Here is a 16,265-nt window from a genome sequence, read left to right as displayed (position 1 = left end):
GATTCTCATCAATTATAAATAAACTTTTAATTGAAAAAGTTAGGATAATAGTGTTGAATAATGGAATGATTGAATTAATTATTGGTCCTATGTTTTCAGGAAAAAGTTCTGAGCTTTTAAGAAGATTAACAAGATATAAAATTGCAGGAAAGCAGACACTGCTTTTAAGACCACAAAGGGATACTAGGGGATTTTTTACCCATGACAAAAAAGAGAATAGTGTTAAAGAGTTCTTTCTTGAGAATATCTCTGACTTTAAAGATCTATATAACTATGATGTTATAGGAATAGATGAAGGGCAATTTTTCTCTGACCTTAAGATTATTGATAAGTGGGCTGATATGGGTATTACTGTTATTGTTTCTGCTTTAAACGGTACCTCAGAGAAAAAAACATTTAGTTCTGTTCAAGATTTAATTCCAATTTCTGATCAGATTGATAAGTTAAGTGCTGTTTGTACTAATTGTGGTGACGATGCACAGTTCTCCTTTTATAAAGTAGGGAATAAAGAGAATGATATAGTTGTAGGAGAAGATGAGTATACTGCGCTGTGTCGAAAATGTTGGAATGAAAAAAGTAATATGAAGAGTGATGAGTTCTCATCCTTTGAAGATATTATTAAAAATAAGGATAGATAGTGTTACCATATATATCAATTTTTATTACAATTTTACTCTTTAGTTCAATAGAGGTTTTTTCAAATATTTTAAATGGTAATATTGATCCTCTTTTTTTAGCATTTATCCGTTTTTTCTTCTCTGGAATCATACTTATAGCCATTGATTTTAAAAGGTTTAAGTCTGTTACAAAATGGGATTGGGCCCAATTTTTATTTTTAGCCTTTATTGGGATTTTTATCTCATTTGGTGCCTACCACATATCTATTACAGGTATAAGTCCTGCAGCTGGAGCTGTAATATTTAGTATGAACCCTATCTTCTCTTCAATTTTTGCAGCATTTATATTAAAAGAGAGACTACATATAAATAAAATATTGGGGATACTAATTGGATTTATAGGTGTCTATGTTGTTGTTTTTGGTTTTAATAAAATAGATCTATCTAATATTAAGTTTATTTTTTTAATGTTAGTAGCATCCATTGGTTTTGGTATATATATAGCCGCATCTAAGCCCCTAGTTATTAAGTATGGAACGTTTTTTACAACAGGTGTTATATTTGTTTTTGGCTCAATTCCATATCTATTTTTTATAGACAGCTTTGTTGTAACTAATACTACTAAGTCACTACCGGTATTGTTATATCTCTCTTTAATAACTACAGGTTTAGCATATACCCTCTATTTTTATGGCCTTAAACGTGTACCAATAGTAGTTGGAACCTCAATGTTCTATTTAAAACCTATATTAGCTACTATTTTTGTTATAATTATTTTAGGCGATATACCTGCTCTACACTTTTATTTTGGTGTAATAATTATATTAACAGGTATGTTTCTTACTTTGAATAACAGAGTATTTGATAAGTAAAATACAGGGCAGCTAAAGAGTCATTATATGTATAACTACTGCTATTTGTATTAAGTAGGATTGCATTTGTTAGATTGTTTATAGGTTTATTGTCTGTTATTATTGATGTTAACCCACTTTTACAAAAATCCCATATACTACTCCAGTCATTATTTTTGAACCAATAAATAAGTTCTTTATGGTTAGTGTTATATAGATTAAGATCCCTTGTCTCATCTAAAAAATCCCTTAACCCTTCCCCTTTTTTATGATTTTTTGAAGCGTATATTTCAGATAGAGGGGGAGTAAAGTCTAATAAATCCCCAACTAAGGAGTAGTAGGTCTGTTTAAAAATACTATTATCATCTATGTTAGGAATATTAAATATTTTACTAAATATGACACCTCTCTCATCCATGTTTTTTAGTGCTATTAAATAGTTAAGTTTATCCCATGGGTCTCTACTTAAAGAGTCTAGGTTGTAGACCATCTCTGTTGAATCTTTATATCCAATTCTTCCAAGGGATTTTGCTGCATTTGACCTTATAGAGTCACTATTACAGTTTAATAATTTAAGCAGAACTCTCTCAACTTCCTTATATGGGTATGCCCCAAGAGTAAAAATAGCCTTCATTTGATGGTATGACCCAAAATCGGTAGCCTCTTTTAGTAGTAAATCCATAAGCTCCTTTCTAGGATGGGTAAATAGTGATTTGATTACATCTCCTTTAAGTGGAGAGAGGGGAGAAGATAATATCTTTTTTAGCTCTTTTGTTGCTATATCCGCCCCATTTTGGCTTATTGATAATATAACTGTTCTCTTTTTAAGTGGATCAGCTATACTTTTAAGCTTTCCTATATAACTAAAAGCCCTTAACCCCTCAAATGAGAATAGTATTGCTGCAGCTTCTTTGGGAGTAAGACTGCCACTATCAATAATTTTAGCGCTTAAGAGTACCATTGATAAACTTAATATTAGAGTTAATAAAAACATAAGGGAGAAGGTATTTGGTAGTAATAAGAAAAATGTTTCTCCTAAGTCAATTAAAAGACCACCTAAAAGTCCTGATATAAGTGAAAAAATAGCAGTTATAAAGTTAATCATAGAGTTATATCCAAATCTGTCTTCATCTGGCATTGTATTTACCAATACCCTATCGATTAAAACATTATTAGATAATAAAAAAAAGTTGGATAAAAATCCTAGAATAAAATAGATAGGAATTGGCATAGTAATTTTAGAACTTACTGGTAGAATCATCCAAATAAATATAAATACAGAGAGAAAAATATTAGAACCAATTAATAAGGGTCTACTTCCAACTCTATCTGCAAAGTTTTTTGCAAAGAGTCCGGAGCATATATTGGCCAATGCTATAGCCATAGTATATAAAAAAACTATATTTCCAGTAAATCCTGCTTCTTTTTTTACAAAGGCTATGGTAAGACCATGGAGAACCATAAGGCTAATGGAAATCCATCTGATTATAAGAGGGTATCGTCTATCCCTAATGTTTATAGACTCATTGAATATAACAAATAAGTTTCTACTCTTTTTATACTCTACAGTTTCACGGCAGGGTATTTTCTTTAATTCAAGGGCAGCAGTAGAGTTCAGAATTACCCCAAATAACTGAAGAAGTAGAAGTCCTCCAATACCTGATAAGTATTGAAAAGAAGTAATTACAAAACTTATAAATTTTGAAATAAGTGATGCACTTTGGTTGGCAATATTTCCAAGGGCTAGAACTTTCCCCCGTGTTTGGGATGTTGTTACCATTTTTATTAGTGGATTCCAAATAACAACACCTACAATTCTTGCACTGCAAAATAGAGTATATACAACTAATATTAATAAGACAGCTGCTCTTCCCTCCATAAAATATAGAAAGAGGTAGAGTAGGACAAATAGGCCTCTAAGCAGCCATGCAAGGGATTGAACCTTTATAAGGTTTTTTCCCGCCAACATCCTTGGTATAAATACTAAAATTAAACCTGTCAAATATATTACAGAGGAAATATAACCTAACTCTATGTTAGTTGCCCCAAACTGTATGGCCATAAGATAAACAGGAGTCTCTCCCATAAAGTTGAAACCCATACCATTTAAACCTTGGAATGTGTAAACCTTCTTTTGACCATATTTTCTCTCTTCTTCATTTAAAAACATTGTAGGCATATTAGGCTCCGATAATTGAATTGTAAAACAAATAAACCCTAAGATAAATATCTTTTAGGTATATTCTTAACTTGATTATAAGTTAGTATTTGGTTATTATGCCAAATATGCAATTAAATAGATTAGATAGTGACTTACTTAAAAAATATGAAAAAAGAGTTTTAGTATTAAAAGCTATGGCCCATCCAACTCGTCTCTACATTTTAGATATTTTAAAAGAGGGAACTCTTTGTGTATGTGAGATTAACGAGTTAATAGATGCTGATCTGTCTACAATCTCGAAACATATCTCTCTTTTACATAGTGCCGGGTTGGTAAGTAGAGAAAAAAAGGGCTTAAAAGTATTTTATACATTAGAGACACCCTGTATTTTACTACCATTTAATTGTTTAGAAGGAGAGAAATAGATGTTTATAGTTTTTACTAGGTTTGCTAATTGGTTAACTTATACAATTTTAAATCTAGATCCAACAACAAAGATTGCTGATGCTGTTCATTTTTTTATTGAGGATACAAGTAAGATTTTTGTATTAATTTTAGTTATGATCTACTTGATAGCTATTTTACGAGCCTCTATGAATATGGAAAGGGTTAGGGATACACTACAGGGTAGATCTAAGTGGTTTGGGTATAGTGCAGGTTCACTTTTTGGTGCTATTACACCTTTTTGTTCCTGTTCCAGTATTCCTATGTTTCTAGGTTTTACAGCTGCTGGAATACCTACCGGGGTTACTCTGTCATTTTTAATAACTTCTCCCTTATTAAACGAAGTAGCAATAGTATTATTAGGATCTCTTCTAGGTTTAAAATTTACTATAACCTATCTTATTGCTGGTATTAGTGTTGGTATATTAGGTGGGATATTTTTTGATAAAATTGGAGCAGATAAAATGTTACAACCAATGGCTCAAAAATTATATGAGGGAGAGCATAAAAAAGTTGAAACAGATAGCGTCACTTTAAAATTAAGTTTAAAGGATAGACATAATTTTGCGAAAAAAGAGGCAATAGAGATCTTTTCAAGAATATGGAAGTGGGTACTACTAGGTGTTGGTATTGGTGCTGGGCTCCACGGATTTGTACCTCAAAGTTGGATTATTCATCATTTAGGAGATGGAGCGTGGTGGACTGTTCCATCTGCAGTTTTATTAGGCATCCCACTATATAGTAATGCCTCAGGTATGATACCTATTATTGAAACTCTACTATTAAAAGGTCTACCTGTTGGGACTTCTTTGGCTTTTATGTTATCAACTGTAGGGGCTAGTTTTCCCGAGTTCTTAATGTTAAAACAGGTTTTAAAACCTAGGCTTTTAGTCTACTTATTTGGCTACTTTTTAATTGCATTTACATTTATTGGTTTATTAATAAACATGCTGTTTTAAGGGCAGTATTAAAAGGAGAATATTTATGAAGGTACAAATTTTAGGTAGTGGTTGTAAGAAGTGTAATACTTTAACTGCAGAAACAATAAAAGCCGCTAAAAACTTAGGGGTAGATATAGATCTGGAGAAAGTTACTGACTACGGGGAAATCTCATCCTTTGGGGTAATGTCAACACCAGCGCTGGTTATTGATGGGGACGTAAAGTTCTCTGGTGAAGTTAAGAAGGCTAAAAAGATTGAAGAGTATATTAAATTAGCTATGGATATAATTTAACCCTATATTATATTTATCAGACTCCTATATAAACAGGAGTCTGATAAGACTATTATTCTATGAACATTTACTATAACCACAACTTACACAGGTCATACAACCATCTCTAAATGCTAATTTTTCATTACACTCTGGACAAAAGCCCTCACTTGTAACAACTTCCTCCCCATCCTTTATATAACTCTTTAGAACTCTAGAGATACTTCTCTCTACAGCTGTAAAATGTGTATCTTTTTGTAGTTGGCTTACAATAAACTGTAGTGGTGTTCCGTGTCTTAGAGACATGGAAATCATTCTTGCCAAAGATGCATCTATTGAGTCATACCTATTTGTAAAATCCTTTAATCTAATAGTCTTGCTTCCATTGCTAAAGATCAAATCGTATTTCCCCTTATCAGATTTCCTAACTAGGGTCTTTTTATCTGTATCCAGGTTTATCTCCTCTTTAGGATCGTCAATAACAAATATTTCATATAATGAACCATTTAATAGCCCAACAATTACCAAGAAACTTTTATTACCAGACTTAACTCTATGAATTTTACATGGAAGTTCAACAGGTCTCTCTGGTGCTACCCGTCGAGTTACTGTTTTTTGTTTATCATTATACTCTAATATACCCTTCATACTTCCCTCAGGGTTAAATGTTGTAAAACCCTTAAGACCATTATCATAGGCATACATAAACAATTTTTGATACTCCTCATAACTAGTCCCTGGTGGTAAATTGAGGGTTTTAGATATACTGTGGTCAATATATTTTTGGAAGATAGCTTGTACATCTATAGATTTGTAAGGGTCAATATCCATTGTTGTTGTAAAATAATCTGGTTTTTCTTCAGTGTTAAAAATGGATTTATATAGCCTCCATGCATAGTCACTTACATTTTCAGTTTTTGTCTCATCACCATTACCTGTACGGACTGTTCTATTATAAGATAGGGAAAATATAGGTTCAACACCAGAGGAGCAGTTTTGACCCATTGAAAGGGAGGTTGTTCCAGTAGGGGCTATAGTATTTAACTGTACATTTCTCATTCCCTGTTTTTTTATTTTCTCCCTTAACCAATCAGGAAGTTGTTTTATAAACTCTCCATCTAAATATTTATCCCTATCAAAGGATGGGAAAGTACCCTTTTCAAGGGCTAAATCCGATGAGGCACTATAGGTTGCATCCCTTAAGGTTTTTCCTATCTTTTCAGATAAAATTAGGGACTCTTTACTTCCATAGGGAATTTTTAACATTGCAAAAACATCACCTAAGCCGGTAAAACCAAGACCTATTCTACGCCACAGTTTTGAGAAATCTTCAATCTTTTTAAGGGGATACTCAGTAATATCTAAAATATTATCTAAAAACCTTACTGCAATTTCTATTGATTTTTCAAAATCTTTAAAATTAAAAGTAGGGTTATCAGAAAAGGGCTTGGATACAAACTTCACAAGATTAAGTGCAGATAGACAGCAGAGGGAGTATGCAGGCATTACAAGTTCTCCACAAGGATTACATCTATCCATATTAAAATTCCAATAACCATTATTATATCTATTTACAGTATCGGAGTAGAATATCCCAGGCTCATTATTAAAATATGCATTTTTAGCAAGTTTGTTATATAACTCCTTTGCTTTTACTGTCTTATAAACTTTATTATCAAAGGTAAGATCCCAATCTTTGTCATTTTTTACAGCATTAATAAAGTCATCTGTAACTTTTACAGATATGTTAAACTGGGTAAGCTCTTTGTTTTTATCACCTTTTTTTGCTGTAATAAAATCCTCTATTTCGGGGTGGGATATATCCAATAGTGCTATATGGGCTGCTCTGCGTTGTCCCCCTGTCATAATAGTTTTTGCTGACTGATCAAATATTCTTAGAAATGATATAACACCTGAAGACTCTCCTCCACTTGAGAGAGGGGCACCCTTTGGTCTTAATTTTGATATATCAAATCCAACACCACCACCCATTTTACTTATTTTTGCATCCTCTGTTAAAGAGCTATAAATACCCTCCATAGAGTCTTCAATATCTATTGTAAAGCAGTTGTTATAGTTTTTCATTGGGCTGTTAGGTCTTGCATTTGCAAGTATTCTACCAGCGGGCATTAATCTTCCCTGGATTAACTCATTATAGAAGATCTCTTCCCATTTTTTTGCTTCAATCTCCTTTGATGAGACCTCAGAAGCTACACCTTTGAAAACCTCTTCAACGTTCTCTTCATTAAATAATCCGTATTTTTGAAAAAATATCTCTTCGCTTATTGGTTGTTCCCATTTCCACTTACTCATCTACATTCCTTTTTAATCCACTATATATAGCGTTGATATATGTATTAGTATTGTATAGGACACTATAGTTTACTTTTAATTAATTTAAAAGATAAATTGAATATTTTTATTACAAAAAATAGGATAAGAGATAGATACGGAAACTATTTACTTTTTTGTTTTATGGATCTATGTTTTACATCATGGTATATATGAGTGAAAAGAGTAAAAGAATTGTTATGACTATATCTGGTGTGTTAATTACTGGATTTAGTGTTGGAATATTTAATTTCTCCCTATTTGGAATGGATCCATTCCAGGTTTTTGCCCATGGAGTTTGGAGGCACTTACCCTTAGGGTTTGGAACATTTTATGCTCTAGTTAATCTATTAATGCTTCTTTTTATATTTTTTATTGATAGGAGTAAAATTGGTCTAGGCACTTTAATTAATATATTTCTTCTAGGTTATGTAGTGCAATTCTCCTCTTGGTTATTTAATAGTTTGATTCCTGAGCCTATGGTGTTAATAAGAGTTATAGCTTTGTTTTCAGCTATTGTTATTATATGTTTTGGCTCAGCCCTCTACTTTACCGGTGATATGGGTGTCTCTACCTACGATGCTGTTGCTCTTATTTTATCAGAGAAAAAGATAGCTAAATTTCATTACTGCAGAATCGGGACTGACCTTGTTTGTACCTTAACAGGGTTTATTCTTGGAGCTACAGTAGGCATTGGGACCTTAATTACAGCCTTTTTTATGGGACCAATTATATCATTTTTTAACAAAACTGTGGCAGAACCCTTTAGATATGGTGTTAGGAAGTTTTAACTTGTTTATTTATCTATTAACCCATAAAAGAGAACTTAATAAAAAAACTGGAACTGGACCTATCGTAAAAGAAGTTTTTAAAGAGTTGTGTAGGGTAATTCCCTGGAGTAGGGTAGAACCGGATATAGAGCTAGAAAAGGGGTTAGACCCATCTAATACAGTTTTAGTATTCCCTGGTGAGGAGTCAATTACAACTACTGAATTAAAAAGTATTGAAAACTTTATTATTCTTGATGGGACATGGCAGGAAGCAAAAAAAATATATAATCGCACCCCATATTTAAAAAGATACAACTCTTATAGTTTTCCAAATAGTATAAAATCTAACTATATTTTAAGAAGAAACCAAAAGAGTTTCGGGCTATGTACTGTAGAGAGCGTTATAGAGTTGTGTGAAATTAAAAATGAGAATTTCTATAAAGAGAAGTTAGTTTTAGCCTTTAAAACATTTAATAATTAGCTAGATCTATTGAGAGAAATATGTAACTATCTCCATATGACTTATATCTCCTTGATGATTTTAATTGACAAAGGGTTCTGCTATATTCTAATATTGGCTTTTTATATAAGTTATGATAATTAGTAACTAAGAAGAGAGTATAAATTGAAAAAGTTAACTAAAATATTACGGCCTTCATATACAACAGGTTTTAAATGCATTGGAAGTAGTTGTCAGGATAGCTGTTGTATAGGGTGGAGTATAGATATTGATAAAATAACATACCGTAAATATTTTAGAACAACAAACCTAGAGATGAAAAAAGAGTTCTCAAAAAAGGTTGTTAGAAATGAACATTGTTTATATGAAGATATTGATTATGGAAATATGAAACTATCTAAAAATAAGTGGTGTCCATTTTTAGAAGAGGATAAGTTATGCAAAATATATAAAGTTTTAGGGGAGGATTATCTCTCTAATGTCTGTTACTCATATCCAAGGGTATATAATATTATAGATGGTATTTATGAGTTATCAATGTATATGTCATGCCCCGAAGTTGTTAGAAAACTTTTATCAGATAAAAAACCTATTGAGTTTATAGGGGAGACTATTCTATTAGATAGACACTTAACTCAAAGTATTTACAACTCTAAGGAGATTCGCGCTACAAAATCCCCCCTTATCTACCTAAAAAAACTTAGAAGAAATTCTATTGAAATAGTTCAAAATCGAAAATTATCAATAGAGGATAGATTAATAAAATTAGGTCAAAATCTTTCTGATAGTAAGGATTATTCTCCAGTAGATGTTGATAATAAATATCTCTTTAGAGTTGGTTTTTTTAACGGTTTGATTAAATCATTAAAGGTTTTTAAAGAGATAGACAGTGAGGTTTTTATATCACTTACCAGAGATTTAATTAACGGCCTTAAACTAGGTAGTGATTCACTTATAGAATCTTCTAAAATCTATAAAGATATTGAGAAGAAGATAGTTACACCCTATATAAATGAAAACAACCATCTTTTTGAGAATTACTTAGTTAACTTTATGTTTCAAGGTAATTTTCCATTTAATGTTAATGATATTAAATTTGATGGCTATTTAATGATGGTTGTAAGATATAGTTTTATTAGGTTTTACCTATCAGGTTTCGCAGTTAAAAATGGTAAAATAACCTTAGATGATGTTGTTCTTATGGTTCAGGTTCATACTAAAACAATAAGTCACCATGATATCTTTTTAACTAACCTCTTAGATGAACTAAAAGAGAAAGAGTTTGATAGTATGGCTTTTGTATCAAATTTATTTATATAGAACAGCATATTTTAGAGCAAAAATCGGCCATCCTATTAACGTAACCAACTTCTAATATATCAAATTAAAATTACAAACAAAAAATATTTAGAAAGATAAATGACTATATAAATTGTTATATTTATTTAATATCTTAAGATGTTAACCCATAATTTTATCTACAGAGTTTTTTATAGATGTGTACAGACTATCTAGTGAAGGTAGGGATAGTAGGGAGCCCATTAAACATATATTACTATTTTTCTGGTGGTTATTTATATCCTTATAAAAATTAGGTGTTAGGTTCTCTTGTTTTAAATGGGGAAACATAAACCACTGGTTTACTGTAATTAGATGGGATATTGATATCCCTAGAGATTTAATGTCATTTGTTATTCCATCTATTATCTCTTTATCCACCCTACCATATGCATAGGCTATAAGATTTGTTCTGTTATTCTCCCTTGTTATTCTAAAAAATTGTGTTTTCCCCCAAAGACCCTGATTATCTTTAAAATATGTAGTTACGGAGTCTGAATCTTTAATCTCATATAAGCAGGTTATAAATGGGTTAGTCTCAATTTTTTTCATTAAGGAGTTATATAAATTATCTTTTATAACATCCCTTGGAAGTTTAGTTGTAATAAATACTTTATCAAAAATCTCTGAACTATAGGGAGTCTCTACTTTTACTCGATCCTGCTCAACTTCAATATTATTAACCTCTAGAGCGAATCTAATGTTTGATATGTTTCTGCTTAGCTTATCAATAAGTTCAGATACTCCATTATTGAAAAAAACTACTTTTCGTCCCTGCATATATGAGTAGATCATCTCTATATTAAATATTTTAAATATATAATATGTCTGTATAGTGTCCACATCTCCAAAACCAAAGGATGAGAGATATGGTCTAAAAAATTTACCGATTGATGGTAGATTAAACTCCTTAATAAATTGACCAAATGGTTTTAATAGTATTGGATCTATAAACCCAAAATTAATATCTTGAAGAGTATCTGAAAAGCTCTCTAATAACTCCTTAACCCTTGGAATCTCTAGTAATAACTCTTCTACCTCATTTTTAGACATATGTTCTGTTTTGTTATAATTTACATCTACAAAGTGTTTATATATAACCCGCTCAGTATAATCTATTTCTAGCTCTATAAGTAACTCTTTTATATTCTTAGAGAAGGAGCAGATTGTTCCTAGTTCAATATAGCTGTTTTGGATTGTCAGAGTATTACAATGACCACCAATACTCTTCTCTTTTTCGAATATTGTTACCCTTACACCTCTTCTTCTAAGTAGATAAGCTGCAAGGACTCCACTAAATCCAGCTCCTATTATTGCTACGTGCATAAAACCTCTTAATACTCTCTATCGATATAGGCCCATAGGGGCAATATAAGTTTGTTGTTTGTTGTTTTATTATGATAATCAACTGGAGAACAGGAAATATCTCCAAAATCTACTTTAAAGTTTAGATTGTAATCTTTTATAAAATTTCTTAAATCTTTTTTTGTATCACCAAGACTCTTTCCACTATTAAAGGAGTGTAACAGTGTTGTTAATAACTGTCTATTATAATCCTCCTTGTATCTAATTACTGTTTCTAGATCGCTATAATCCTTTAAAAAATCCACTTTAACATTTCTTCCATGTTTTTTTAACATTGCGTAAATTTTGCCTTTAAACGAGTTGGGGAATCTCTTTAAAATTTTACAGTTATTAAAAAAGCAGAGATATGAAATTTTAAGTTCTAAGCTAGTAGCAACAGATAGCGCTACCGAAGCTAAAACTTCCTCGAAGTTATTAAATGATAGATCTGGATAAATCCTACTACAGGCAATTCTACTTTTAAGATCAAAGAGAGTATATGTATACCCTTTTTTATATGTCTCAAACCCTCCAATATCTGTTATCCAGAATATCCAACACTCACCACTATTTAATTGGGAAATAGGAGGAAGGCTATGTATTACTACTTGCTCTCGTTTTTTTGAGAACTGAATTCGTTTATGTTTATTGGAAAGTTGATATCTTTTTAAAACATTATATACTGCAGAGACACTTATTTTATGACCTAACTCCTCAAGAAGATAGTTAAGTGCCTTTGGTCCATAACTAGGGTATATTTTAACTAGGTCAAGAATAGTTCTCTCTATTCCTAAAGATGTTTTATTTGATGGAGTAAAATCTTTTTTTATATCTTCTAGGCCCTCAACACCCATTCTCTGGTACCGTTTTAACCACCTATAGTAAACAGTTCTAGAGATACTATATTTTTTACAAGTTACAGTAACACCATTATTTATAGATTCTGAAATAATTTTAAGTTTTAACTCTTTTTGCAAACTATATACTTTCCTCAAACTTAATATCTAAACATATATTAGATTGCAATAACAATTATAGCAATATTAAAATTTAGGTATAAAAAGTTTACTTTATATATCTGTTTACACTAAATATTAAAAAAATGAGTTTAAAACCCATCTCTACACAGTTTTTAGAATCAAAAATGGAAATAAAGTATATTTTTATCTATTTTAATAAATGTAAACAGATTGCTAAAGTTCTTATCTCTGAATTTGTGGGTAAAATCTAAAGTTGCGACTCTTAAAATCTACTGTTAATATCAAAATAATTGATGGCGTGGGGGGTATATTAATTTGGGTGAATTAAAGGTTTTTACCATTAAAAAAAATATTCATGAGGATAATTTAAAAGTTGCAGAGTTAACTAGAGAAGAGTTAAGACGTAAGGGGACTTTTTTAATAAATATTATGTCTTCTCCAGGTAGTGGAAAGACAACAACACTAGTAAGTACCATAAAAATCTTAAAGGATCAATTTAAAATTGGTGTTATGGAGGCTGATGTAGATTCTGATGTAGATGCAGTTGCAGTACAGAATGCTGGAGCAAAAGCTATACAGCTACATACTGGAGGGCTTTGTCATTTAGACTCAACAATGACTAAACAGGGATTAGATGAGCTGGGAGTAGATGGGCTGGACTTAGTATTTTTAGAGAATATTGGTAACCTTATCTGCCCTGCAGGATACGATACAGGGGCAATGAAAAATGTTGCAATTTTAAGTGTTCCAGAAGGGGATGATAAACCACTTAAGTATCCTAAAATATTTGGTAAGGTTGATGTTTTAATTGTAAATAAAATTGATGCAATTGAACATTTCGATTTTGACTTTGATCTACTTGAGAAGAGGGTTAGAAAATTAAATAAAGATATATTAATATTTCCAATTTCAGCTAAAACAACAGAGGGTGTAGAAGATTGGGCTAATTGGATTAAAAAAGAGATAGGTGGGGATAAATAGAGTGGCTAGAAAAGTAGAGAAAACAAATTTTAATAAATCAACAAGGTTTAATTTCGCACTTAATTGGGCTGATGTTGATGGTAGAGTTTATCGACAAGAGATATTGGATCTTGCCAATAAGATTGGTAGAACAAAGGCTGGTACATCCCGGGAGGCTATACCCTTTGGTCCTGAGTACTACGCATTAGAGCCTATTCTAAATAAGTATCAAGCAGAGATTGCTATGCACCTTAAGTTTAGAGAGAAAGTTAGTGCCCATGATGTTGTTAAAAGCTCAGGGGAACCCTATGAAAAGGTTAAAGAAGCTCTAGATTATATTGCATGGGCAGGTGTTGCATTTGTTAACACTGTAGATGGTGTGGACATGTATTGGCAGGATATATTTGTACCTGGTCACTTAGAGATGATCAATAACAATAAGGAGCTAGTTGAGAAATTCCCAGAGGTTGCAGAGGCCTTCTACTACTTTGGGTCAAAACGTGGACCAGCAGCTGCTGGTATTATGCCTGTAGGTGGTGGACCTATGAGGGTTCTGCCTATTGAGAGATCAATAGATGGGAACTCAAGAAGAGCCTCCTACGAGGAGTTATCTAGTTATTTAAATGAAGCTACGGTTTTTTCTGTGTCTGACTGTTCTTGTAGAACATCTAGAGAGGCAATGGGTGAGGGTTGTGGTCACTTAAAAGAGGATATGTGTATCCAGTTAGACCACGCTGCTGAGTATTATATTAAAACAAACCGTGGTAGAGAGATCTCCAAGGAAGAGGCATTTGATATAATTAAAAGAGCAGAGGATAACGGTCTTATGCACTCTGTTCCTAACTTAGATGGTTTAGGTCATACCCACGCTATCTGTAACTGTTGTGGTTGTGGTTGTTATGCTATGAGACTTGCAAATGAGTTTGTTAATAATGACATTGTTAGATCTAACTATAAATCAAAGGTAGATGAGTCAAACTGTGTAGCCTGTGGAGAGTGTGTAGATGTTTGTCCTACAAATGCTCTTCGTTTAGGTCAGAAACTATGCTCTAAAGAGGTTATTGATGAGGTAATTACAAAAGTAACACCTAAAAATACAGAGTGGCCAGAAGAGAAGTGGAATACAGACTATAGGGTTAATCGTAAAAACTCTATGGAGTCTGGTACTGCCCCATGTATAACAAACTGTCCAGCTCATATTCCTGTACAAGGTTATGTTAAGCTTGCATCCCAGGGTAAATATAGCGAGGCGTTGGAACTTATTAAAAAACATAACCCATTACCTGCTGTTTGTGGAAGAATCTGTCCTAGACTTTGTGAAGAGGATTGTACTAGAGGGGATATTGATGAGGCTGTTGCAGTAGATGATATTAAAAAGTTTATAGCAGAACAGGATCTTAATAAGGATACACGATATACACCTAGAAAGAGACATAACTATAGTGATAAGAAAATAGCAATTATTGGTGGGGGACCTTCAGGTTTAACATGTGCCTATGATTTATCTATAGATGGTTATGATGTAACTATATTTGAAAAAGAGGAAAAGCTAGGTGGAATGTTAACCCTTGGTATACCTTCTTATCGATTAGAAAAAGATGTTATTAATGCAGAGATAGATGTTTTAAAGGATATGGGAGTTAAGTTTCAAACTGGTGTAGTGGTAGGTAAGGATATTACTATTGCCCAGTTACGAGATCAGGACTACAGAGCTTTTTATGTGGCTATAGGTGCCCAGTCTGGACGTAAACTGGGTCTAGAAGGTGAAGAGTCTAATGAAGTAGTTAGTGGAGTTGATTTTTTAAGGGATGTTAACCTAGGTAGAGAAACAGGTGTTAAGGGAAGAGTTGTTGTTATCGGTGGTGGAAATGTTGCCATAGATGTTGCTAGAACCGCTGTTAGACTTAGTAGCGTAAATAGTACAGATATCTTCTGTTTAGAGTCTAGGGATGGGATGCCTGCCCATGTGGAAGAGGTTAATGAAGCTATAGATGAAGATATTAATGTTAATAACTCCTACGGACCTACAAAGGTATTAACTAAAGATGGGAAGGTAACTGGCATAGAGTTCAAAAAGTGTATCTCCCTATTTGATACTGATGGTAGGTTTAATCCAAAATACGATGAAAGTGATATTAAAACAGTAGAGTGTGACTATGTTCTATTATCTGTTGGTCAAACTTTCAATTATGGTGATCTTTTTAAGGGTGAAAATGTATTGTTAACCAATAGAAATACAATCGAAGTTAATAATATTACACTACAGAGCTCTGTAGAGGATATTTTTGCCGGTGGAGATGTAGCTAGTGGCCCTAGATTTGCAATAGATGCTATAGCAGCAGGTAAAGAGGGAGCTGTATCTATTCATAGATTTGTTCAACATGGCCAATCCCTGGTTTTTGGTAGAGACAACCACTCATACAAGATGTTTGATAAGGATAATTTAGCACAAATTAATGGTTATGATGGAACATCGAGGCAAAAAATAGAGCATGTTGATGGAAAAGTTGCTAAAACAACATTTAAGGATTTAAGAGGTCTATTAACAGAGGAGCAGATTAAAAAAGAGAGTGCTAGATGCTTAGGGTGTGGAGCTACAAAAACAGATGAGTATCTATGTGTTGGTTGTGGAGCCTGTACCCTTAAATGTAAGTTTGATGCAATTAAACTTGAAAGAGTACACGATGTTATAGGTTATGAAATTGATGATCTTCCTAAAACAGTTATTAAAAACGTACTTGGTAGAAAAGTTAAAATTGTAGCAAATAAATTAAATCCATTTACAGCTACAAGGTAG

At 32.4% G+C, this 16,265-nt stretch carries 14 protein-coding genes; 10 read left to right on the top strand and 4 right to left on the bottom strand.

The window, feature by feature from the left end:
- The first annotated feature begins 65 nt into the window (after positions 1-65).
- Both EW093_RS01755 and EW093_RS01750 read left to right on the top strand, forming a co-directional pair.
- Positions 66-638 carry a thymidine kinase gene (locus EW093_RS01755; RefSeq protein WP_187759786.1) on the top strand — a complete coding sequence of 191 codons (573 nt, stop codon included), beginning with the start codon at positions 66-68 and terminating at the stop codon, positions 636-638.
- Complete coding sequence (locus tag EW093_RS01750) at positions 638-1,489, top strand: DMT family transporter (protein WP_149566738.1); 852 nt, start codon at positions 638-640, stop codon at positions 1,487-1,489. Before EW093_RS01755 ends, EW093_RS01750 begins: the two co-directional genes overlap by 1 nt.
- Here EW093_RS01750 and EW093_RS01745 read toward each other — a convergent pair.
- Positions 1,458-3,647 carry an MFS transporter gene (locus EW093_RS01745; protein ID WP_149566737.1) on the bottom strand — a complete coding sequence of 730 codons (2,190 nt, stop codon included), beginning with the start codon at positions 3,645-3,647 and terminating at the stop codon, positions 1,458-1,460. The genes EW093_RS01750 and EW093_RS01745 overlap by 32 nt on opposite strands.
- 107 nt (positions 3,648-3,754) lie before the next feature.
- On the opposite strand from EW093_RS01745, the gene EW093_RS01740 reads away from it, so the two are divergent.
- The 3 genes from EW093_RS01740 to EW093_RS01730 are packed head-to-tail and all read left to right on the top strand — an operon-like array spanning position 3,755 to position 5,306.
- Positions 3,755-4,054, top strand: coding sequence for an ArsR/SmtB family transcription factor (locus tag EW093_RS01740; RefSeq protein WP_149569556.1), 300 nt, complete (start codon positions 3,755-3,757; stop codon positions 4,052-4,054).
- The gene (locus EW093_RS01735; RefSeq protein ID WP_149566736.1) at positions 4,055-5,032 is read left to right on the top strand and encodes a permease; all 978 of its coding nucleotides are present in this window, start codon (positions 4,055-4,057) and stop codon (positions 5,030-5,032) included.
- Positions 5,033-5,057: 25 nt separating this feature from the next.
- Positions 5,058-5,306, top strand: a complete 249-nt coding sequence (locus tag EW093_RS01730; RefSeq protein ID WP_149566735.1) for a thioredoxin family protein — start codon at positions 5,058-5,060, stop codon at positions 5,304-5,306.
- Positions 5,307-5,363: 57 nt separating this feature from the next.
- Here the strand turns inward: EW093_RS01730 and EW093_RS01725 are convergent, their stop codons facing one another.
- The gene (locus EW093_RS01725; RefSeq protein ID WP_149566734.1) at positions 5,364-7,598 is read right to left on the bottom strand and encodes an adenosylcobalamin-dependent ribonucleoside-diphosphate reductase; all 2,235 of its coding nucleotides are present in this window, start codon (positions 7,596-7,598) and stop codon (positions 5,364-5,366) included.
- A 191-nt stretch (positions 7,599-7,789) separates the two neighbouring features.
- Here EW093_RS01725 and EW093_RS01720 point away from each other — a divergent pair, with 191 nt between their 5' ends.
- The 3 genes from EW093_RS01720 to fliB all read left to right on the top strand — a co-directional run bounded on the left by EW093_RS01720 (position 7,790) and on the right by fliB (position 10,166).
- On the top strand, positions 7,790-8,407 hold the full coding sequence (locus tag EW093_RS01720) for a YczE/YyaS/YitT family protein (protein WP_149566733.1): 618 nt from the start codon (positions 7,790-7,792) through the stop codon (positions 8,405-8,407).
- A gap of 1 nt (position 8,408) precedes the next feature.
- Complete coding sequence (locus EW093_RS01715; RefSeq protein ID WP_187759785.1) at positions 8,409-8,867, top strand: tRNA-uridine aminocarboxypropyltransferase; 459 nt, start codon at positions 8,409-8,411, stop codon at positions 8,865-8,867.
- 144 nt (positions 8,868-9,011) lie between these two features.
- On the top strand, positions 9,012-10,166 hold the full coding sequence (gene fliB, locus EW093_RS01710; protein WP_149566731.1) for a flagellin lysine-N-methylase: 1,155 nt from the start codon (positions 9,012-9,014) through the stop codon (positions 10,164-10,166).
- Between the two features lie 141 nt (positions 10,167-10,307).
- On the opposite strand, the gene EW093_RS01705 is transcribed toward fliB, so the two are convergent.
- Positions 10,308-11,510, bottom strand: a complete 1,203-nt coding sequence (locus tag EW093_RS01705) for an FAD-dependent oxidoreductase (RefSeq protein ID WP_149566730.1) — start codon at positions 11,508-11,510, stop codon at positions 10,308-10,310.
- A gap of 8 nt (positions 11,511-11,518) precedes the next feature.
- Positions 11,519-12,505, bottom strand: coding sequence for a helix-turn-helix domain-containing protein (locus EW093_RS01700; RefSeq protein ID WP_149566729.1), 987 nt, complete (start codon positions 12,503-12,505; stop codon positions 11,519-11,521).
- A gap of 318 nt (positions 12,506-12,823) precedes the next feature.
- Here EW093_RS01700 and hypB point away from each other — a divergent pair, with 318 nt between their 5' ends.
- Both hypB and EW093_RS01690 read left to right on the top strand, forming a co-directional pair.
- Positions 12,824-13,489: a hydrogenase nickel incorporation protein HypB gene (hypB, locus tag EW093_RS01695; RefSeq protein ID WP_149566728.1), complete on the top strand. Its 666-nt coding sequence runs from the start codon at positions 12,824-12,826 to the stop codon at positions 13,487-13,489.
- A 1-nt stretch (position 13,490) separates the two neighbouring features.
- Complete coding sequence (locus EW093_RS01690) at positions 13,491-16,265, top strand: FAD-dependent oxidoreductase (RefSeq protein ID WP_149566727.1); 2,775 nt, start codon at positions 13,491-13,493, stop codon at positions 16,263-16,265.

This window comes from Thiospirochaeta perfilievii (assembly GCF_008329945.1).
Taxonomy (GTDB): Bacteria; Spirochaetota; Spirochaetia; order DSM-2461; family DSM-2461; genus Thiospirochaeta; species Thiospirochaeta perfilievii.
Note: the sequence above shows the minus strand (reverse complement) of the source record. Positions and strands in the feature narration are given on the sequence as shown.